This is a genomic window from Flavobacterium sp. (assembly GCF_046073885.1).
Lineage (GTDB): Bacteria > Bacteroidota > Bacteroidia > Flavobacteriales > Flavobacteriaceae > Flavobacterium.
In genome coordinates this window covers 1-20,270 of record NZ_JBJTND010000017.1, presented here as the reverse complement: position 1 = coordinate 20,270, position 20,270 = coordinate 1, and the positions used below count along the sequence as shown (strand labels likewise).

The 20,270-nt window shown below is 32.6% G+C and carries 21 protein-coding genes; 11 read left to right on the top strand and 10 right to left on the bottom strand.

The window, feature by feature from the left end:
• The 8 genes from ACKOWY_RS02680 to ACKOWY_RS02645 all read left to right on the top strand — a co-directional run.
• On the top strand, positions 1–800 hold an 800-nt coding region (locus ACKOWY_RS02680), incomplete at its 5' end, for a type IX secretion system membrane protein PorP/SprF (protein WP_408939899.1).
• A gap of 51 nt (positions 801–851) precedes the next feature.
• Positions 852–2,798 carry an OmpA family protein gene (locus tag ACKOWY_RS02675; protein ID WP_408939898.1) on the top strand — a complete coding sequence of 649 codons (1,947 nt, stop codon included), beginning with the start codon at positions 852–854 and terminating at the stop codon, positions 2,796–2,798.
• Positions 2,799–2,925: 127 nt separating this feature from the next.
• On the top strand, positions 2,926–3,933 hold the full coding sequence (locus ACKOWY_RS02670; protein WP_408939897.1) for a 3-oxoacyl-ACP synthase III family protein: 1,008 nt from the start codon (positions 2,926–2,928) through the stop codon (positions 3,931–3,933).
• 109 nt (positions 3,934–4,042) lie between these two features.
• Complete coding sequence (argS, locus tag ACKOWY_RS02665; protein WP_408939896.1) at positions 4,043–5,830, top strand: arginine--tRNA ligase; 1,788 nt, start codon at positions 4,043–4,045, stop codon at positions 5,828–5,830.
• 72 nt (positions 5,831–5,902) lie between these two features.
• On the top strand, positions 5,903–7,249 hold the full coding sequence (ffh, locus tag ACKOWY_RS02660; protein WP_408939895.1) for a signal recognition particle protein: 1,347 nt from the start codon (positions 5,903–5,905) through the stop codon (positions 7,247–7,249).
• A 73-nt stretch (positions 7,250–7,322) separates the two neighbouring features.
• Positions 7,323–8,207, top strand: coding sequence for a bifunctional 5,10-methylenetetrahydrofolate dehydrogenase/5,10-methenyltetrahydrofolate cyclohydrolase (locus ACKOWY_RS02655; RefSeq protein ID WP_408939894.1), 885 nt, complete (start codon positions 7,323–7,325; stop codon positions 8,205–8,207).
• 2 nt (positions 8,208–8,209) lie between these two features.
• Positions 8,210–8,701 (top strand): GNAT family N-acetyltransferase, encoded by a 492-nt coding sequence (locus ACKOWY_RS02650; protein ID WP_408939893.1) that lies wholly within the window; start codon positions 8,210–8,212, stop codon positions 8,699–8,701.
• A 109-nt stretch (positions 8,702–8,810) separates the two neighbouring features.
• Positions 8,811–9,212, top strand: a complete 402-nt coding sequence (locus tag ACKOWY_RS02645) for a hypothetical protein (protein ID WP_408939892.1) — start codon at positions 8,811–8,813, stop codon at positions 9,210–9,212.
• 167 nt (positions 9,213–9,379) lie between these two features.
• Here the strand turns inward: ACKOWY_RS02645 and ACKOWY_RS02640 are convergent, their stop codons facing one another.
• The 6 genes from ACKOWY_RS02640 to ACKOWY_RS02615 form a co-directional block, all read right to left on the bottom strand.
• Positions 9,380–9,898 carry a hypothetical protein gene (locus ACKOWY_RS02640; RefSeq protein ID WP_408939891.1) on the bottom strand — a complete coding sequence of 173 codons (519 nt, stop codon included), beginning with the start codon at positions 9,896–9,898 and terminating at the stop codon, positions 9,380–9,382.
• A gap of 62 nt (positions 9,899–9,960) precedes the next feature.
• Complete coding sequence (rluF, locus tag ACKOWY_RS02635) at positions 9,961–10,740, bottom strand: 23S rRNA pseudouridine(2604) synthase RluF (protein ID WP_408939890.1); 780 nt, start codon at positions 10,738–10,740, stop codon at positions 9,961–9,963.
• Positions 10,741–10,787: 47 nt separating this feature from the next.
• Positions 10,788–11,627 carry an alpha/beta fold hydrolase gene (locus tag ACKOWY_RS02630; RefSeq protein WP_408939889.1) on the bottom strand — a complete coding sequence of 280 codons (840 nt, stop codon included), beginning with the start codon at positions 11,625–11,627 and terminating at the stop codon, positions 10,788–10,790.
• A gap of 33 nt (positions 11,628–11,660) precedes the next feature.
• A complete protein-coding gene (locus tag ACKOWY_RS02625) occupies positions 11,661–12,440 on the bottom strand; it encodes a zinc ribbon domain-containing protein (RefSeq protein WP_408939888.1) in 780 nt (259 codons plus the stop codon).
• Positions 12,441–12,443: 3 nt separating this feature from the next.
• A complete protein-coding gene (locus tag ACKOWY_RS02620) occupies positions 12,444–13,538 on the bottom strand; it encodes a Nif3-like dinuclear metal center hexameric protein (RefSeq protein ID WP_408939887.1) in 1,095 nt (364 codons plus the stop codon).
• Positions 13,539–13,576: 38 nt separating this feature from the next.
• Positions 13,577–14,140, bottom strand: coding sequence for a hypothetical protein (locus ACKOWY_RS02615; protein ID WP_408939886.1), 564 nt, complete (start codon positions 14,138–14,140; stop codon positions 13,577–13,579).
• 50 nt (positions 14,141–14,190) lie between these two features.
• On the opposite strand from ACKOWY_RS02615, the gene lpxK reads away from it, so the two are divergent.
• From lpxK to ACKOWY_RS02600, 3 genes are all read left to right on the top strand, one after another.
• On the top strand, positions 14,191–15,198 hold the full coding sequence (gene lpxK, locus ACKOWY_RS02610) for a tetraacyldisaccharide 4'-kinase (protein ID WP_408939885.1): 1,008 nt from the start codon (positions 14,191–14,193) through the stop codon (positions 15,196–15,198).
• Positions 15,199–15,240: 42 nt separating this feature from the next.
• Positions 15,241–16,179: a T9SS type A sorting domain-containing protein gene (locus tag ACKOWY_RS02605; RefSeq protein WP_408939884.1), complete on the top strand. Its 939-nt coding sequence runs from the start codon at positions 15,241–15,243 to the stop codon at positions 16,177–16,179.
• Positions 16,180–16,245: 66 nt separating this feature from the next.
• Positions 16,246–17,058, top strand: coding sequence for a purine-nucleoside phosphorylase (locus ACKOWY_RS02600; protein WP_408939883.1), 813 nt, complete (start codon positions 16,246–16,248; stop codon positions 17,056–17,058).
• On the opposite strand, the gene gap is transcribed toward ACKOWY_RS02600, so the two are convergent.
• From gap to ACKOWY_RS02580, 4 genes are all read right to left on the bottom strand, one after another.
• Complete coding sequence (gene gap / locus ACKOWY_RS02595) at positions 17,055–18,044, bottom strand: type I glyceraldehyde-3-phosphate dehydrogenase (protein WP_408939882.1); 990 nt, start codon at positions 18,042–18,044, stop codon at positions 17,055–17,057. The two genes, ACKOWY_RS02600 and gap, sit on opposite strands and share 4 nt — an antisense overlap.
• A gap of 9 nt (positions 18,045–18,053) precedes the next feature.
• Entirely contained in the window at positions 18,054–18,923 is an 870-nt protein-coding gene (lipA, locus tag ACKOWY_RS02590; protein WP_408939881.1) for a lipoyl synthase, read from the bottom strand.
• A 161-nt stretch (positions 18,924–19,084) separates the two neighbouring features.
• On the bottom strand, positions 19,085–19,882 hold the full coding sequence (locus ACKOWY_RS02585; RefSeq protein WP_408939880.1) for an energy transducer TonB: 798 nt from the start codon (positions 19,880–19,882) through the stop codon (positions 19,085–19,087).
• Positions 19,883–20,148: 266 nt separating this feature from the next.
• Positions 20,149–20,270, bottom strand: a 122-nt coding sequence (locus tag ACKOWY_RS02580; RefSeq protein ID WP_408939900.1) for a sigma factor-like helix-turn-helix DNA-binding protein, incomplete at its 5' end; no start/stop codon positions are given.

Sequence of the window (20,270 nt, the reverse complement as noted above, 5' to 3'; positions counted from 1 at the left end):
CTGCTTATGCTGGATCACGAGGAGTAATGAGTATTTTTGGATTGCATAGGTCTCAATGGGTTGGTTTAGATGGTGCTCCAGTTACCAATGCGTTCTCTATTAATTCACCAATTCAAAACACTAATTTGGGAGTTGGCTTGTCCTTTGTTAATGATCGTCTTGGGCCAACTGATGAAAATAATATTGCTGCGGATATCTCTTATACTGTTAAAACTTCTGAAACCTATAAATTGTCATTTGGGGTGAAAGGATCCGTTGATTTATTTAGTTTTGATGCAAATAAATTAAATATTTATGCTCCCGATAATACTTTGCAATCGTATGCAAATAAGTTTTCACCAAATATTGGAGCAGGTATTTACTTGCATTCGGATATGTCTTATGTAGGATTTTCTATTCCAAACTTTTTTGAAACAAAACGCTACAGCGATTCCGATTATGCAGTCTATAAAGAAAAAATGAATTACTATTTAATAGGTGGTTTTGTTTTTGATTTAAATCCTAATTTAAAATTTAAACCAGCATTTCTTGGCAAGATGGTTCAAGGAGCACCAATTCAGGTGGACCTATCTGCAAATTTTTTATTCAATAATAAATTTGTTCTTGGAGCTGCATGGAGATGGAGTGCTGCAGCAAGTTTAATGGCAGGTTTTCATATTAGTGATGGTCTGTTTGTTGGGTATGGCTATGACCTAGATACCACTAAACTAGTGCATTATAATTCGGGTTCGCATGAAGTATTTTTGCGATTTGAGTTATTTAATCGTCAAAGCAGAATTGTTTCACCTAGATTTTTCTAAAAATAAAATATCATGACATTAACTATTTTTAAAGTTTCAAAAAATATAATTGTGAAAACTAGTATTAAATTAACGCTCTTTATATTTTGCTTGACTTCTTTTACTATTTATTCACAAAATACTAAAGAAATTAAAGCCGATAAAGCATTTGATAACTATAATTTTATTTCAGCAATAAAGAATTATGAAAAGTTGATCGAAACTGGAAATAAATCACAAGATATATTGCAAAAATTAGGTAATGCCTACTATTTTAAAGCAGATTTAGTTAATGCAGCAAAATGGTATGGAGAATTATTTAGTTTTGGTCAATATATTGAACCTGAATATTATTATCGTTACGCTCAATCATTAAAAGCTATAAAAGAATATAGCAAAGCCAATAATATTATGGCTAAATTTAATGAGATGAAAGGAACCGATTTAAGAGCTAAGTTAGCGAATGCTCAGAGTAATTATTTAGAGCAAATTAAAAATAACTCAGGTCGCTATGAAATTGAAAATGCTGGTATTAATTCAAAATTCTCTGATTTTGGAAGTGCTTTTTTTGACAATAAAATTGTATTTGCTTCTGCGAAAGACACCGGAAGTTTTACAAATAGACGCCATTCCTGGACTGGGGAAGGTTTTACTAATTTGTATAAAGCGGATATTGTAGCAGAAGGTTTTTTGACTAATTCAAAAAAAATCGAATCAGGAATAAATACAAAAGTAAATGAATCTACACCTGTATTTACTAAAGACGGAAAAACGGTTTACTTTACAAGAAATAATTTTATTAAAGGTAAGTTAAGTTCAGATGCCAATAAAACTACACTATTAAAATTGTATCGCGCTACCTTGCAAGGTGAAAAATGGACTAATATTCAAGAGCTTCCATTTAATAGTGATAATTATAATGTCGCACATCCGGCTTTAAGTGCTGATGAACACACCTTGTTTTTTGCTTCAGATATGCCGGGAACTTTAGGTCAATCTGATATTTTTAAAATTGAGATTAAAGCTGATGGGACTTTTGGAGCTCCCACAAATTTAGGTTACAAAATAAATACTGAAGGTAGAGAGACCTTTCCAATGATTACTGAATCTGGAAATTTATACTTTGCTTCAGACGGGCATCCTGGGCTTGGTGGATTAGATGTTTTTGTTTCCAAAATGAATAAAGACGAAAGTTTTAATAATGTTACAAATGTTGGTGAGCCAGTAAATAGTTCATTTGATGATTTCGGATTTTTAATAAATGAAGCTTCACATTACGGTTATGTAACTTCCAATCGAGAAGGCGGAAAAGGAGGTGATGATATTTATAAGTTTAAAGAAATAAAAAAAATAATTATCAAATGTGAACAAAACCTAGATGGGATTATTGTAGACAAAGAATCTGGATTACCCATGAGTGATGTAAAAGTGGTATTAATGAGTTTTGATAACAAAACACTTAAAGAAACTAATACTAACAAAGACGGAAAATTTGATTTTGGTTTGCAAGAATGCAATTCATTATGTTATTTAGTGTTCAGTAAAGAAGGGTTTAATTCGAATCAATCATCAACTATTACTATTAAAGAGGATGAAAGTAATTACCTTGAAATTCCTATGGAAAAAACCACAATAAATATTCATAAATCTGATGATTTGATGAAGTTGTATAGTATCAATCCAATTCATTTTGATTTAAGTAAGTATAATATTCGTCCGGATGCAGAGGTGGAATTGAATAAAATATTGAATGTATTACTAGAATATCCCCAAATGGAATTAGATATTCGCTCGCATACCGATTCTAGAGATTCTAAAGAACACAACAGAGTTTTATCTCAAAATAGAGCTACTTCCACTATGAATTGGTTGATTAGTAAAGGGATAAATAAAGCAAGATTGACTGCCAAAGGTTATGGAGAATTCCAACTATTAAATAAATGTGCTGATGGTGTAAAATGTAGTGAGGAAGAACATCAAGCCAACAGAAGAAGTGAGTTTATTGTCACTAAAATTTAAAGTTTAAGTTTTTATTATTTAAAAAAGCAGCTAAATCATTTAGCTGCTTTTTTAATTTATTTTCAATAATAAGAATTCATCGGTACTTTTTACATAAATTTATACCATTATTTAAAATTCATTTTACATGTTTCGATCAAAAATAAGTGGTTTAGGTTATTATGTTCCTGAGAATGTTGTGACTAACGATGATTTATCTAAAATTATGGATACTTCTGATGAATGGATTCAAGAACGAACCGGAATTAAAGAAAGAAGACATATTGTTAAAGGTGAAGATACGACCACGTCTATGGGAGTCAAAGCCGCTAAAATTGCAATTGAAAGATCGGGATTAGAGCTTCAAGAGATCGATTTTATTGTTTTTGCTACCATTTCTCCCGATTATTATTTTCCAGGTCCTGGGGTTGCTCTTCAACACGAACTTGGATTAAAAACGGTGGGCGCTTTGGATATTAGAAATCAATGTTCGGGTTTTGTATATGCACTTTCTGTAGCTGATCAATTCATAAAAACCGGAATGTATAAAAACATCTTAATTGTAGCTTCTGAGTTGCAATCATTAGGTTTAGATATGACCGATAGAGGTAGAGGGGTTTCTGTTATTTTCGGAGATGGTGCAGGAGCTGCTGTTTTAAGTAGAGAAGAAAATAGCGCCAAAGGAATACTTTCAACTCATTTGCATTCAGAAGGCGAACATGCAAAAGAGCTGTCTTTGCTAGCTCCAGGTATGGGTGGTAGATGGGTAACCGACATTTTAAAAGACAACAGCCCCGATGATGAAAGTTATTTTCCCTACATGAACGGTCAATTTGTTTTTAAAAATGCAGTGATTCGTTTCTCCGAAGTGATAAATGAAGCACTTCAAGCAAATAATCTTCAAGTTTCAGATATAGATTTGTTGATTCCGCATCAAGCAAATTTGAGAATCTCTCAGTTTATTCAAAAAAAGTTTGATTTGGCAGACGATCAGGTATTTAATAATATTCAAAAATACGGAAATACAACAGCGGCATCGATTCCAATTGCATTAACAGAAGCTTGGGAGCAAGGCAAAATTAAAGAAGGCGACAAGATTGTTTTGGCTGCTTTTGGAAGTGGATTTACCTGGGCAAGTGCAATAATTAGATGGTAAAAATAGTTTAAACTCGATTCAAAAGAATCGAGTTTTTTTAATATTTGATTTTCGAACACTATGTAATTTTGCTAATAAAATTCTATCTTTGTACCTATAAATTACTAACATGTCATTACAAGATATCATTTCTCCGGTTATAATAAAAGCGGTTCAAGAACAGTTTGGGGTGTCAATTGAAAAAGTTGAATTTCAAGCGACTAGAAAGGACTTTGAAGGAGATATTACTGTGGTTATTTTTCCTTTATTGAAATTTATCAAAGGAAACCCAGTTGATATTGGTACAAAAATCGGAACCTTTTTGGTTGAAAATGTAAATGAAGTTGAAAAATTTAATGTAGTTGCAGGGTTCTTAAATATTGTAATTTCCGATTCCTATTATGTTAATTTTTTCAATGAAATTAAAGATAATCCTTCTTTTGGTTATGTTTCCGCTTCCGCAAATAATGGAAAAACAGAAGCAGTAATGGTTGAATATTCTTCTCCAAACACCAATAAACCGCTACATCTTGGGCACATTCGTAATAATTTATTAGGTTATTCTGTTGCTGAAATTTTAAAGGCAGCTGGAAACAAAGTATATAAAACCCAAATTATAAATGATCGAGGGATTCATATCTGTAAATCGATGTTGGCTTGGAAAAAATTTGGCGAAGGCCAAACTCCAGAAAACACAGGTTTAAAAGGGGATAAGCTTGTTGGAAATTTTTATGTTGAATTTGATAAGGTTTATAAGTCGGAAATTGCTCAATTAATGGCACAAGGCAAAACCGAAGACGAGGCGAAAAAACAAGCGCCAAGTTTAATCGAAGCGCAACAAATGTTATTGGATTGGGAGGCTGGAAAACCGGAAGTTATGCAGCTTTGGAAAACCATGAATCAATGGGTTTATGATGGGTTTGAACAGACTTATAGAAATCTTGGAGTGGATTTTGATTCGTATTACTACGAAAGCAATACCTATCTTTTAGGAAAAGAAGTAGTTCAATTCGGATTAGAAAAAGGGATTTTTGAAAAAGACCCAGATGGTTCGGTTTGGATTGATTTAACTCCGGATGGTTTGGATCGTAAAATTGTGTTGCGTTCAGATGGAACAGCAGTTTATATGACGCAAGATATAGGTACTGCAATTCAGAGAGTTAAAGATTTTCAAGATGTTGCAGGAATGGTTTATACTGTAGGTAATGAGCAAGATTATCACTTTAAAGTTTTGTTTCTTATTTTGAAAAAATTAGGATTCAATTGGGCTGAGAATTTATACCATTTGTCCTACGGAATGGTTGAATTGCCTTCCGGTAAAATGAAATCGCGTGAAGGAACCGTAGTGGATGCCGATGATTTAATGGAAGAAATGACGGCTACTGCAAAATCTATTTCTGAAGAATTAGGAAAATTAGATGGTTATTCAGAGGAAGAAAAAGAAAGATTATATAAAACAATCGGTCTAGGGGCATTGAAATATTACATGCTTAAAGTGGATCCGAAAAAATCAATGATGTTCAATCCAGAAGAATCAGTAGATTTTGCAGGAAATACTGGGCCTTTTATTCAATATACTTATGCTCGAATTCAATCGATTTTACGCAAAGCAGATTTTGATTTTAAATCGAATGTGAATGAGGAATCTTTGCACCCAAAAGAGAAAGAGTTAATTAAGCAAATTGCGCTGTTTCCGGAGGTAATTCAGGATGCTGCAAACAATCATAGTCCGGCATTAATAGCCAATTATACCTATGAATTAGTGAAAGAATACAATTCGTTTTATCAAACTGTTTCGATTCTTGGTGAAGAAAATCAAGCTAAAAAAATATTCCGAGTTCAATTATCTCATAAAGTAGCAGAAACCATTAAATTAGCTTTCAAACTTTTAGGTATTGAAGTTCCAGAAAGAATGTAGTTCCTAACTTACTTTCAACTTTGCAGCTCAAAACCTTTATATTATATTTGCATTTCAAAAAAATAGAATTTTATGTTCAATAATTTAAGCGAAAAACTAGATAAAGCCTTTCATATCCTTAAAGGACATGGTAAAATAACCGAAGTAAACGTAGCTGACACCCTAAAGGAAGTGCGCCGAGCTCTGTTGGATGCTGATGTTAACTTTAAAATTGCCAAAGATTTCACTACAAAAGTGAAAGAAAAAGCAATGGGTCAAAATGTATTGACTACGCTTGAACCAGGGCAATTATTAGTGAAATTGGTTAAAGATGAATTGACCGAATTGATGGGTGGTGATGCTGCAGGAGTTAATCTTTCGGGTAATCCAACAGTAATCTTGATGTCGGGGTTACAAGGTTCGGGTAAAACTACTTTTTCTGGAAAGCTTGCCAATTATCTTAAAACTAAAAAGAACAAAAAACCACTTTTGGTGGCTTGTGATATTTACCGTCCCGCAGCTATTAATCAGTTGCATGTGGTTGGAGATCAGATAGGTGTGGAAGTGTATTCAGAGCCTGAAAATAAAAACCCAGTTGATATTTCTCTTAAAGCTATTGCTTATGCTAAAGCAAATGGATTTAATGTGGTGATTGTCGATACAGCAGGTCGTTTGGCTGTGGATGAGGAAATGATGACCGAAATCGCAAACGTTCACAAAGCAATTCAGCCTCAAGAAACACTTTTTGTGGTTGATGCAATGACAGGTCAGGATGCTGTTAATACAGCCAAGGCTTTTAACGATAGATTGAATTTTGACGGAGTAATTCTAACAAAATTAGACGGGGATACACGTGGTGGAGCTGCAATTACGATTAAATCGATTGTAAACAAACCAATCAAATTTGTGGGTACCGGAGAGAAAATGGATGCAATTGATGTGTTTTATCCTTCTCGTATGGCCGATCGTATCCTTGGGATGGGAGACGTGGTTTCCTTAGTGGAAAGAGCTCAGGAGCAGTATAACGAAGAGGAAGCTAGAAAATTACAAAAAAAGATTGCTAAAAACGAATTCGGTTTTGATGATTTCTTGTCTCAAATACAGCAAATCAAAAAAATGGGAAGCATGAAAGATTTAATCGGAATGATTCCTGGTGCTGGAAAAGCAATGAAAGATGTGGAAATTGAAGATGATGCTTTCAAACATATTGAAGCTATAATCTATTCAATGACTCCGAAAGAAAGAAGTAGACCTTCAATCATCGATATGAAAAGAAAAACTAGAATTGCAAAAGGTTCTGGAAGAAAAATAGAAGAGGTGAATCAGTTGATGAAACAGTTTGAGCAAATGAGTAAAATGATGAAAATGATGCAAGGACCTGGAGGAAAAAATATGATGCGCATGATGGGCGGAATGCCTGGAGGTATGCCAAAAATGTAAAAAAAAAGACGTGATTTATCGCGTCTTTTTTGTTAAATAAAAAATACAAACAACAACACACAAATATATAGAAATGATAATTTTAGACGGAAAAAAAGTATCGGAAGATATCAAAAATGAAATTGCTGCCGAAGTCCAAAAAATGAAAGACAACGGAGAGAAAGTTCCGCATTTAGCAGCGATAATTGTTGGTAATGATGGGGCTAGTTTGACTTATGTTGGAAGCAAAGTAAAAGCTTGTGAAAGAGTTGGATTTGAATCGACTTTGGTGAAAATGCCAAGCACTACTTCGGAAACCGAATTACTGAAAAAAATTACCGAACTAAATCAGAATAAAGATATTGATGGTTTTATTGTGCAATTACCACTACCAAAACAAATCGATACCCAAAGCGTAATTAATGCGATTGATCCAAGTAAAGATGTGGATGGGTTTCATCCTGAAAACTTCGGTAAAATGGCCTTGGATATGAGTACATTTATTCCGGCTACTCCGTTCGGAATTTTAGAATTATTAGAGCGTTATAATGTTCCTACCGACGGAAAACATACTGTAATTATTGGACGAAGTCATATTGTAGGTAGACCAATGAGTATTTTAATGGGAAGAAATCAATTTCCGGGTAATTCTACGGTTACTCTAACGCACAGTCATACCAAAAACATTAACCAAATCACTTCTCAGGCAGATATTATTATTACAGCTTTAGGGGTTCCAAATTATTTAAAAGCTGAAATGGTGAAGGATGATGTGGTTGTGATTGATGTGGGAATTACACGTGTAGTTGACGAAACCTCTGAAAAAGGGTATAAAATTGTAGGGGATGTAGATTTTGAAAACGTATCTAAAAAAGCATCTTTTATTACTCCAGTTCCAGGTGGTGTAGGTCCTATGACAATTGCTATGTTGTTAAAAAACACACTTTTGGCAAGAGAGCAAAATAGAGCTAAAAAATAACAATGACCATTTCTGTTGCTTCCGAATCGCAGTTGGGAATCATACAAAATCTTGCTAAAGTAATTTGGCCAGAGGCTTATGGTGCAATATTGTCTGAGGCGCAATTGGATTACATGATGGAAATGATGTACAGTAATGATTCTTTGAGGAGTCAATTACTTAGTAACAATGTATTTTTATTAGCAGAAATCGAAAATAAGATTGTTGGATTTGCTTCTTACGAGTTAAATTATCAAAATTCAACCGCTACAAAGATTCATAAATTGTATGTATTGCCCGAAATTCAAGGTAAGGGAGTAGGTAAAGCATTTATACAATACATCCAGAATATAGCTTTAAAACAAGCGAATTCAGCTTTGATTCTTAATGTGAATAAATACAATAAAGCCAAAGATTTTTACCTTCACAACGGATTTGAAATTGCCGATTCACTTGTGGTAGATATCGGAAATGGTTATGTTATGGATGATTTTGTAATGGAAAAAAAGATTTAAAATAGAAAACGGTTATTTACAAAATCTGAAATTTTAAAATAATTTGAAAGAAAAAATGGCATATTAATTGTATAATTTAACTTATATCAATAATTTAAATAATTTGATTATGAATAAAAGAATTTTTATAGTTTTAATTGTAGCCTTAACAAACCTATTATTAAGTTGCGATCCAGATCATAACATTGATTTCGTTAATAAATCAAATTATGAAGCAAAAATTAAGATAAATTTAAATTCTAATAATGAAAATTATGATTTAAAACAAAATGCAATTGGAGACTCAATAGTTTTCTATCTTAAAAAAGATAGTATTGCAAATATTGATTTTGGAATTGGTCTTTGGAATAAAAAAGAAATTAATGAAATTGTTAGAACTATTAAAAATATAGAAATAGAGACTAAAGATGTTAAAACAATATATAAAACAGAAAAATCAATGAATGAAATATTGTATAATAATGTTAAAGGAGTATTTATGAAAACAAATATTCAAATAGAAATTAAATAGACAAACAAAAGTAAAAACACATATAGATAAATTTTTAATCTTATTTTTTCTTGTGGAAATACACTAATTGTTAAGTTAAGTATATATTTCGATATTAAGTTTTTGATTAAAATATACTTACGAAATAAGGAAAATGATTATCCAAGATTTTGTCTTGGGTTATTTTTTTATGATTTTGATGTGGCTTCTTTATAAATTTTATAGGTCCCTCTTAGCGTTAATAAATGTAAAACCAAAACCGATATTTTTGAAGGAATACTTAAGGAAAACCCAAATTCGTCACCTTCAGAAACAATAAAGAAAACATAACTGTAGTAAAGTGTCGAAATTAAGATCAGTACTGCGGTGGAGATGATGTAAAATGGTTTGTTTTTGCAAAATCCAAAAGAAAAGTAGATTAAAACCAAAGTCAAAATAAGATAACTTCCTTTAATTAGATTGTCTTCTTCTGAGTAAAAACAACTTACAATGCATAAGATTGTTAATAGTAAAAAAAGCAGGGCAGGTAAAAAATGCAAAATATTGCTAAAATAATTTGAGTCTACTTTGTTGAAAACACTGATATTTTCTTTAATTTCAGAATCGCTATATCCATCTCTTTTTAAGAAAGCAATTACATCTCTTTTAGAATAATTGTATTTTAAATAGCGATCTATTTCTTTTTGAATATTTCTTTTTGATTCCATTTTATTTCTAAATTTTTAAATTAAATAAAAATATTTAAATAATTGAATTTAAATATTTTATATTATCTAAATCGTTTGGTTTTTGAATCGGTTTTCTTGTTTGTTTTTGGCAAACTTGCTTCTTCGGTCTTACTGGAAGGTTCAATTAATTGATTCAATTCTGTGATCTCATTTTCTGTCAACTCGCGATATCTTCCCAACGGAACATCTAGTGAAATATTGATGATTCGAGTTCGTTTTAAAGCAGTAACTTCATAATCTAAATATTCACACATTCTACGAATTTGACGGTTTAGACCTTGCGTTAATATAATTCTGAAAACAAATTTACTAACCTGTTCGACTTTGCATTTTCGAGTAACGGTATCTAAAATCGGAATTCCGTTTGCCATTCGTTCAATAAAGCGATCGGTTATTGGTCGGTTTACTGTTACAATATATTCTTTTTCGTGATTGTTTCTAGCGCGAAGAATTTTGTTTACAATATCACCATCGTTAGTCATGAAAATCAAACCTTCGCTGGCTTTGTCTAATCTTCCAATTGGGAAAATGCGTTCGTGATAATTGATATAATCAACAATATTGTCTCTTACCTCTTGATTGGTTGTGCATTCGATTCCGGCGGGTTTATTAAAAGCCAAGTAAATTCGCTTTTTTCTATTTTCTCGAACTAACTTGCCGTTTACACGTACTTCATCATTCATGGAAATTTTTGTTCCCATTTCAGGTACAATACCGTTAATAGTAACTCTTCCTTGTTCTATTAATTTATCGGCTTCTCGGCGGGAACAAAACCCCGTTTCTGATAAGAATTTATTGATGCGTACAAGATGCTCTTCCATTTTGTAAAAGTAATCAATTTGAAATATAAAAAATCAGCTGAATAAAATTATGATTCTATAAATGCTACAATTTTATTGTATAAATCAGCATCATGCATGCTATGACCTAATCCTTTGGTTAGAATTAATTCGGAAGTTTTCCAAGAATTGGCAATTTTTTTTCCTTCATCTACCAATACCATGTAGTCTTTTTCATCGTGAGCTACTATTCCGTTTATCGTGCAGTCTTTCAAGAATTCACTCGCGTTGAAATCATCGATTTTTATATTAAATCGGTCCCAAACATAAGCCTGAAACTGATTTTGAACTCTTTGGTTGTAGCCTAACATTTTAAAATAATTGTGCATGATAATTTTAAAATCACTTGGAGCACCAAGCAATATTAACTTTTCAAAATTATGAGAGTAATTCTTTTGAAAATAGGCTAGGGCATTTCCACCAATAGAATGTCCGATGGCTATACTAGGGTTGTATTTTTTTACCAATAATTCAATAAATTCCGAATAGAGCGGTACATTAAATTCTTTATTGGTATTGAATCCATGTGCTGGGGCATCCATAGCGATGATGGTTTTTCCGGTCTTTCTTAAGTAGGGTAATGCCTTTTTCCATCTAGAGGCATTACTTTCCCATCCATGTGCAAGTAATATTATTTTCTCATTTCCTTCCCAGTGGTAGGTGCAAAAATCCTGTCCATGCAACGTGTGAGTATGAATGGTGCATTTTTGAATTGTTTTGGGAATTCTATTTTTGTTGATTTTCCCTTTTCTGGGCTCGCTAAACAATTTGTAAGCCAAAGCTAAAGATTGCTTCGGCGCTACATAACTTAAAATATTGATACTGCCCCCAATACTTTTAACAAGAATATTCTGAATATTTTTTTTCATAAAAAAATCCCGATTAAATCGGGATTTAAGATATTACATTTTAGCAAATAACTTTTCCATTTTTTCTCTTTCTTCCTCTGCTAAGCTAGCGTCAACCAAGATTCTTCCAGAGTGCTCATCAGTGATGATTTTTTTTCTAGCAGCAATCTCAACTTGAGTTTGAGGAGGAATGGTAAAATAAGATCCTGCAGAAGCACCTCTTTCAATTGAAACAACTGCCAATCCATTTCTTACGCTCGTACGAATTCTTTTATAGGCTCCTAATAATCTTTCTTCAATTCCAGCTTCAAATTCTTTTGAAGTTTTCATTAAGAAAGTTTCTTCTTTTTCAGTTTCAGCCATAATCTCACTTAATTCAGCTTTTTTATGTTTTAAGTGAGTTGATTTTTGCTCTAATTTTTCTTTAGAATTAGAAATAACTTCTTTTTTGTGTTCTGTAGAAGCTTTTAATTCTTTAATTTGTTTTTCAGCCAATTGAATTTCTAATTCTTGAAACTCAACTTCTTTTGTTAAAGAGTTAAACTCTCTATTATTACGAACTTCTTTTTGTTGTTCAGTATATTTTTTTATTGCCAATTGGTGGTTTTCAATAGCCACTTTTTTAGCTTTAATACTATCTTCAATAGTAACTAAGTCTGCTTCTAATTTTTCTAAACGAGTAGTTAAACCCGCTACTTCATCTTCAAGATCCTCCACTTCAAGAGGTAATTCCCCTCTTACATTTCTTATTTCGTCAATTCTTGTATCGATAATTTGTAAATCGTAAAGCGCTCTTAATTTTTCTTCTACGCTCAATTCTTTTGTAGTAGCCATTTTCTATATGTACTTAACAGGATTAGTATTTTCTTCTGATAAAACGATTGCAAAATTAGTAATTTTTTCTTTAAGATAATCAACAATATAGTTTTTTGTATATCTTTCACTTTCAAAGTGTCCAATATCTGCTATAACTATCTTGTTTTCAGCTTCATAAAAGTTATGGTATTTCAAATCGGAAGTTAAAAAAACATCGGCACCACACTGAATTGCATTTTTTATTGCGAAACTTCCTGAGCCTCCCAATACCGCCACCTTTTTAATGGTTTTTCCAAGCAGTTCGGTATGTCTGATCACACCGCATTGCATTTTGGTTTTAACCATTTCTAAAAATTCAATTTCGTTTAACGGATTGGTTAATTCACCTAACATGCCCAAACCAATGTTTTGATGTTGATTTTGTAAATCGTAAATTTCATAAGCAACTTCTTCATAAACATGACTGCTGAAAAGCGCTTTGAGTATTTTTCCTTGCAAATGTTTTTCAAAAGTCACCTCGATTTTTATTTCTTGTGTTTCTACAAATTCAAATCGTTCTCCAATTTCGGGATTGCTATTTTCATTCCCCATGTAAGTTCCAATTCCAGTTGAATTAAAACTGCAATCTTCATAGTTTCCTATTTTACCAGCACCTGCTTCAAATAATGCATTTCTAACTTGCTCTGCGTTTTCTGGGATTGTGTAGGTAATAAGTTTCTGAATGAAATTTGTTTTTGTAACCAATATTTTCGTATTAACCAACCCAAGGGCATCGCAAAAAATCTTATTAACTCCGTCTTTGTGATTATCAAGTGCCGTATGAACAGCATAAATGGAAATATCATTTTTAATTGCTTTTAATACAGCACGTTCAACATAATTTTTACCGGTAATTTTCTTAATTCCCGAAAAAATTATTGGATGAAAACAAACAATAAAATTGCATTTTTTAGCAATTGCTTCGTCAATAACCGACTCTAATGCATCATGACAAACTAAAATTCCGGTTGCATTTTCTTCTTCATTTCCTACCAATAGGCCAACATTGTCAAAATCTTCGGCATAAGCCAAAGGAGCCATTTCTTCTAGTATTGTGATGATTTCTTTTATTTTCATAGATTGTAAATATTCATTTTATCTGAATTTGAATAGTGTTAAGTATCCCATTCATTTAATAATTCCTTAATGTTCCAAGCCGTGTTTGTTTTTTCAAGTAACAAAAAGCAGCCATAATTATGTTCAATGTTTCTATAGAATGCAACTTTTACCAAGCAATATTTTTCTCCAAAGTACATTGGTTTGCTCACAATCATTAATCTTTGATAGTTTTTATCTGTATTTAAAGTTGTTTTTTGAAATTCTTCTAAAGATATACAATTATTCACTTTACTTTTTAAATACTGATTTTGATTTGTGAAAATGAAAGTCATTTCTTTCGACCAATCTTCTGATACAGAATTTGCAGACTGTTTTTTTATTTCAGAGGCAAACTTTTTTAATAAATCACTCTTTTGAATCACTTCAAAAGTCTCTTCATTGTTAGGTGCTTTTTGACAATATAGATATAAATATTGAATTCGATTTTTAACAATTACTTTTTCATTCTTGTAGTATTTGCTAAAAAGTATTTTTAATATCGCTGCATCTTGATTTTCTTGAGCATTTGATATACTCATCCAGAATAAAAAAGCCGTTACCAACGTGAAACAATATCTCATTTTTAATTTAAATTTCCATTTCAAAGATAAAAAAATGTTAATTTCGTACTATGATTATTTTTAGGTATTTATTTTTCCCATTTTCAGTCCTTTACGGATGGATCACTTCTCTTCGAAATTTTCTTTTCGATAAAGGAATTTTGAAATCCCATTCTTTTGATGTTCCTGTTATTGTTGTTGGAAATTTATCGGTTGGCGGTACAGGAAAAACTCCTCAAATAGAATATTTAATTCGCTTGCTTTCCCCAAATTATAAATTAGCTACATTGAGCAGGGGTTACAAGCGAAAATCAACAGGATTTATTTTAGCTGATGCAAATGCTACAGCTGAATTACTTGGTGATGAGCCTTTTCAAATACATCAAAAATTCCCACTAATTCAAGTTGCAGTGGATGCGGATAGAAAAAATGGAATTGAACAATTACTTGCTCTAAAAGACAAACCAGATGTCATTTTACTTGATGATGCTTTTCAGCATAGAAAAGTAAAAGCAGGATTTTATATTTTACTTTCAGCTTATAACGATTTGTATTGCAATGATTTTATGCTCCCAACAGGAAACTTACGCGAGAGTAGAAGCGGAGCAAAACGCGCTGATGTGATAATTATCACTAAATGCCCTAAAAATTTATCGGAAATTGCACAACAGGAAATCAAAAATAAAATAGGGTTGGAGACTCCGGTTTATTTTAGTTATATTGATTATGATAATTTGGTATATAACCAAAGTGAAAGCAAAAAAGTGAGTGAAATTAAGGAGCTTGATAAATTGGTTGTCGCCGGAATTGCAAAGCCTGAGCCATTTTTTGAATACTTAGAGGTGTCAAAAGAGAATCGTATGGTATTTCCTGATCATCATTTTTTCACCGAAAAAGACATGCAACGAATTGAGGATAATGCAAAAAACAAAATCATCATCACGACCGAAAAAGATTATGTTCGTTTGGAAAATCGAAACTTAAAAGCTCCAATTTATTATTTGCCAATTAAAAGTGGTTTTCTTTCTAACAAGGAATTGTTTGATGCCGAAGTTGTAAATTTTGTAAAAAGTTGTTAATATTATTTTATCTACTTTTGCTCAACTAATTGTGATAATGCTATGTTGAAATTCAATACCAAATTTGCTCTTTTATTGTATGTAATCTTCCCTTTAACTTGTATTTCACAAGTTGTTAACGGGGATTTTGAAAACATTAAGCCAAATTTTCTGCCAAGTAATTGGGGGATGAATTACTTCCAACCTGTTTCAATAAATACCGAAACGGGTGAAGTTACTACAGACCAAGTTCAGTATACTTGGTGTATTCCTTCTTTAGTTTATGCCTCTTTTGAGCCACAATCGGGTCAATATGCAATGGAAATTTCAAATGCATTCAATTCGTCTCAAAATCATATCATAACTGGAGAAGTTTCTATTTTTAATGATGCTACTCAAGATGTTCCTGGTTGGAATCCTGGTGTTCCTGTTGGCCCTTTAGATGAGGTGTCAATTTTAGCTTTCTATTATAAATTTCTACCTGCAGGAAATGATATAGCCGAAGCAAAAATTCAAGTTTTTGATGCAGATGGGAATGAAATCGGAACCGCAAGTATTGAAATTTCAGGCACCAATGCAGCCTATCAATTGGCACAAACCCCAATACAATATTCTTCAAGTGCTACTCCTGCCTATATATACATTAATTTTATAATGGCTAAAGAAGGAACCGATCCAACTTTTGGAAGTCGATTAATCATTGATAATGTAGTTACCAATTTGGCAGCATTGGCAGTAAATACAAATCCTACAAATTCTGTTTATTCTATTTACCCAACAGTAGTAGAGGATAAATTATTCATTGATGGAAATGGACAATTTGAGGATAAATTAGATTATAAAATAATAAATTTAGAAGGGAAAGTAGTTTCCCAAAATTCTATTAAAGAAAATTCAAATACTTTGCTTTCTATTGAAGTTGGTAATCTAAATTCAGGAATCTACCTTCTAAATGTTACAACCTCAAATGGCCAATTTACTAAGAAATTTGTAAAGAAATAACATCTTATTTATTAGCCAATCCTACTTAAATTCGTTATATTTGATATATAATAAAATATATATCTAATGTGGGAGCAAGTTCAAGAAACCGTTAGTTTTATTCAAAGTAAATTCAGTTTTACGCCAGAGTATGGTGTGATTTTAGGTTCTGGATTAGGAAGTTTTACCGATGACATTCAAATTGAATACAGCCTTCCGTATTCTGAAATTCCAAATTTTCCTATATCAACGGTGCAAGGGCACAAAGGAGCACTAGTTTTTGGTACGATTGGTTCCAAAAAAGTAGTGGCTATGCAAGGTCGTTTTCATTATTATGAAGGCTACGATATGAAGCAGGTTACTTTTCCTGTAAGGGTAATGAAAATATTGGGAGTAACTAAATTGGTAGTTTCAAATGCTTCGGGTGGCGTTAATCCTAGCTACAAAATAGGTTCTATTGTGCTTATTAAAGACCATATAAATATGATGCCCGAGCATCCGTTACGAGGAAAAAATGACGAACGTTTTGGTCCTCGATTTGTAAATATGAGTGAACCTTACAGCAAATCCATGTTACAGAAAGCCAAAGAAATTGCCGCTTCAAGCCAAATAGATGTAAAAGAAGGGGTGTATATGGCTTTGCAAGGGCCTACTTTTGAAACCTTGTCTGAATACCGAATGGTAAAAAATATAGGAGCCGATTGTGTGGGAATGTCTACCGTTCCTGAGGTTATTGTGGCTCGACATATGAATATGGAAGTCTTTGGATTGTCTGTAGTGACCGATATGGGTGATGAAGAAAATATTGAAGAAGTCAATCATGCCGAAGTATTGAAAGCAGCTGAAAAAGCAGAACCTTCGGTACGAAAATTAATTAAAGAATTGATTATTCAATATTAATTTGACATGTATTGAATTAAGTCGATTATTCGAGAAGAATAGCCCACTTCATTATCATACCAACCAACTACTTTTACCATTTTATCTATAACTGAGGTAAGTTGGGCATCAAAAACACAGGAATTTTTATTACCAATAATATCCACCGATACAATAGGGTCTTCGGTGTAATCGAGTATTCCTTTTAAGTTGGTTTCAGATGCTTTTTTAAAAGCCAAATTAATCTCTTCAATAGTAACTTTTCGACTTACATTAAAGGTGATATCTGTTAAGGAACCGTCTGCAACTGGAACGCGGATGCCACAGCCACCAATTTTACCCTCCAAATCCGGAAATATTTTAGTCAGTGCTTTTGCAGCACCTGTAGTTGTGGGAACAATAGATTGACTCGCACTTCGGGCTCTTCGTAAATCATGATGGGGTTGATCGTGCAAACTTTGATCGGTGGTGTAAGAGTGAACCGTAGTAATATAGGCCTGCTCAATACCACATAATTCATTAATGATTTGCATCATTGGAGCAGCGTTATTTGTGGTGCAACTGGCATTGGAAACTATAATTTCAGATCCATCTAAAATAGTTTCGTTTACTCCAAGAACTACGGTTTTGATTTCAGGAACTTCAGATGGTGCAGAAAGAATTACTTTTTTAGCTCCAGCTTCAATATGCAAATGAATATCGTGATAGGATTTGAATTTACCCGTACACTCAATAACAAAGTCGATGTTATTCCATTTTAAATTTGAAATTTCTCTTTCGTGAAAAAATAAATATTCTTTTCCGTCAACAATAATTGTTTTATCAGAATAAGATACTGTAAAAGGTAATACCCCGTGAATACTATCGTATTTAATTAAATGTGCCATAGTTTTGTTGTCGGCAATATCATTTATTGCTACGACTTCTATGGTAGGATGATTGAGAAGTAATCTAAAGAGATTTCTACCAATTCTTCCAAAACCATTTATGGCAACTCGTTTTTTCAATTAATTAAATTATAGGATGTGTTTTTCAGCATGATAAGAAGAACGAACTAAGGCGCCACTTTCAACATGGCGGAACCCCATTTCTTTTCCAATGTTCTCATACTTTTCAAATTGTTCTGGTGTGATGAATTCTTTTACCGGAAGGTGTTTTTTACTTGGCTGTAAATATTGTCCAATGGTAATAATATCAACGTTTTGATTGCGAATATCTTGCATGGTTTCAATCACTTCCGCTTCAGTTTCTCCTAAGCCAAGCATGATTCCCGATTTAGTTCTTCGGATTCCTTTTTCTTTTAAGTAACGCAAAACTTCTAAACTCTTATCGTATTTAGCTTGAATTCGTACTTCTCGAGTTAATCTACGAACGGTCTCCATGTTGTGGGAAACTACCTCTGGGTTGGCTTCTACAATACGGTCGATATTTCTTGTGTTTCCTTGAAAATCGGGTATTAATGTTTCTAAGGTCGTATTCGGATTCATTCTGCGAATTGCTTGAACAGTTTCAAGCCAAATGATTGATCCCATATCTTTTAAATCATCTCGGTCAACACTTGTAATTACCGCATGTTTGATTTTCATGATTTTAATAGAACGCGCTACTTTCTCGGGTTCATCCCAATCAACCGATTCAGGACGGCCTGTTTTTACACCGCAAAACCCACAAGATCTTGTGCATATATTTCCAAGAATCATAAAAGTAGCTGTACCTTCTCCCCAGCATTCACCCATATTTGGGCAACTACCTGAAGCACAAATAGTGTTTAACTTGTACTTGTCTACAAGGCCTCTAAGTTCGGTGTACTTTTGTCCAATTGGCAACTTAACTTTTAACCATTTTGGTTTGCCAACCGGTAATGTGTTTTCAGAAACTGCATCCATTTCATGTAATTTTCGATAGCAAAGATACGGATATTGGATTTACAAATTAGAAAAACAAATCTGAAAAAAAATCTAAATTTTTCATAGTAACATGAAATTTGCTCAATAAAAAATCCCTATCCAAAAGATTCGAATAGGGATTTATAGTTGACAATTCAATATTACATTTGTACAACAATAGGTAACGTATATCTTGTTCTAACCGGTTGGTTGTCTTTATAGCCAGGTTCCCATTTGGTTTTCAAAGATTTTAAAACTCTAATAGCTTCTTTGCTCACGGCGTCGTTAGTGTTTTCTGTTACTTCAATATCGGTCATGATTCCATTTCTTTCAATTACAAAAGATACTAAAACTCTTATTGTTTCGCCATCTTCATTGAGTTCTTGTTTTTCAAAATGTCTTCCAATGTAATCATAGAAATTTTTCATACCGCCCGGAAATGTTGGTTCTCTATCTAATTCAGAAGGTTTAACGGGTGTATTACTTGGAGTAGTATTAGTCGTCAAAACATTGGTTACAGCCGGTGATCCGGTACCTCCAGGAGTTCCTGTTGGAGAGTTAGGGCCGTTAGTAACCGGCGTTGTATTGGTACTACTAATAGGAATTACCGCCTTTTCTATAGATGCTACTTGGTAGTTTTTGGTGTCAATTGGTGTTTTTACTGTTGGTTTAGTTGACTTAGGAATTTCTACTTTAGGTTTGACTTCAGTAATAGGATCGTGAACTTTTACTACATGAATGATATCTACAATCGTAGTTTCGACTGGTTTTTTATCAGGGATAGTGCTGAATGAACTTAAAATAAAGGTTCCAGAAATTAAAAAGCCAATTCCAAATAAGAAAGCAATGAAAGTTGTTCTTTCGCTGTTTAATCGTAATTGATAAGCGCCATAGTTTTGATTTTTGTCTTGAAATACAAGATCTAACCACTTTTTTTCGAAGATACTTACGTTTGACATGATGTTAAGATTTAAAAGTTAAGTATCTGTTTTACATAGGCGGGGTTTTATTTTTAATAACGCAAATAAATCCATGATATTGTGATGATTTATCATGAATATTTTGTGATTATTGAAATATTGTTTTTATATGGAATGTATCATTGATTATTTTTTATTTTAAAAACAATGATTGTTAATTAACCCTGGTAGGAGCAAGCTACCTTGTAGTGCGGATAACAGGAACTAGGATGGATATAAAGCCTGAACTTTCGTTACAAATAAAATTAACGATGACTCTGTATGATTTCAGCTAATAATTTTTTAGCACGGAGCAATTTGATTTTAACATTGCTGAGGGGTTCTTCAAGTTGTTCTGAAATTTCTTGATAACTCATTTCTTGAAAAT

Coding starts and splice junctions, on each gene's coding strand:
- ACKOWY_RS02670 (WP_408939897.1), top strand. CDS start 2,926: ATGTTTCGATCAAAAATAAGTGGTTTAGGTTATTATGTTCCTGAGAAT.
- argS (WP_408939896.1), top strand. CDS start 4,043: ATGTCATTACAAGATATCATTTCTCCGGTTATAATAAAAGCGGTTCAA.
- ffh (WP_408939895.1), top strand. CDS start 5,903: ATGTTCAATAATTTAAGCGAAAAACTAGATAAAGCCTTTCATATCCTT.
- ACKOWY_RS02655 (WP_408939894.1), top strand. CDS start 7,323: ATGATAATTTTAGACGGAAAAAAAGTATCGGAAGATATCAAAAATGAA.
- ACKOWY_RS02650 (WP_408939893.1), top strand. CDS start 8,210: ATGACCATTTCTGTTGCTTCCGAATCGCAGTTGGGAATCATACAAAAT.
- ACKOWY_RS02645 (WP_408939892.1), top strand. CDS start 8,811: ATGAATAAAAGAATTTTTATAGTTTTAATTGTAGCCTTAACAAACCTA.
- ACKOWY_RS02640 (WP_408939891.1), bottom strand. CDS start 9,898: ATGGAATCAAAAAGAAATATTCAAAAAGAAATAGATCGCTATTTAAAA.
- rluF (WP_408939890.1), bottom strand. CDS start 10,740: ATGGAAGAGCATCTTGTACGCATCAATAAATTCTTATCAGAAACGGGG.
- ACKOWY_RS02630 (WP_408939889.1), bottom strand. CDS start 11,627: ATGAAAAAAAATATTCAGAATATTCTTGTTAAAAGTATTGGGGGCAGT.
- ACKOWY_RS02625 (WP_408939888.1), bottom strand. CDS start 12,440: ATGGCTACTACAAAAGAATTGAGCGTAGAAGAAAAATTAAGAGCGCTT.
- ACKOWY_RS02620 (WP_408939887.1), bottom strand. CDS start 13,538: ATGAAAATAAAAGAAATCATCACAATACTAGAAGAAATGGCTCCTTTG.
- ACKOWY_RS02615 (WP_408939886.1), bottom strand. CDS start 14,140: ATGAGATATTGTTTCACGTTGGTAACGGCTTTTTTATTCTGGATGAGT.
- lpxK (WP_408939885.1), top strand. CDS start 14,191: ATGATTATTTTTAGGTATTTATTTTTCCCATTTTCAGTCCTTTACGGA.
- ACKOWY_RS02605 (WP_408939884.1), top strand. CDS start 15,241: ATGTTGAAATTCAATACCAAATTTGCTCTTTTATTGTATGTAATCTTC.
- ACKOWY_RS02600 (WP_408939883.1), top strand. CDS start 16,246: ATGTGGGAGCAAGTTCAAGAAACCGTTAGTTTTATTCAAAGTAAATTC.
- lipA (WP_408939881.1), bottom strand. CDS start 18,923: ATGGATGCAGTTTCTGAAAACACATTACCGGTTGGCAAACCAAAATGG.
- ACKOWY_RS02585 (WP_408939880.1), bottom strand. CDS start 19,882: ATGTCAAACGTAAGTATCTTCGAAAAAAAGTGGTTAGATCTTGTATTT.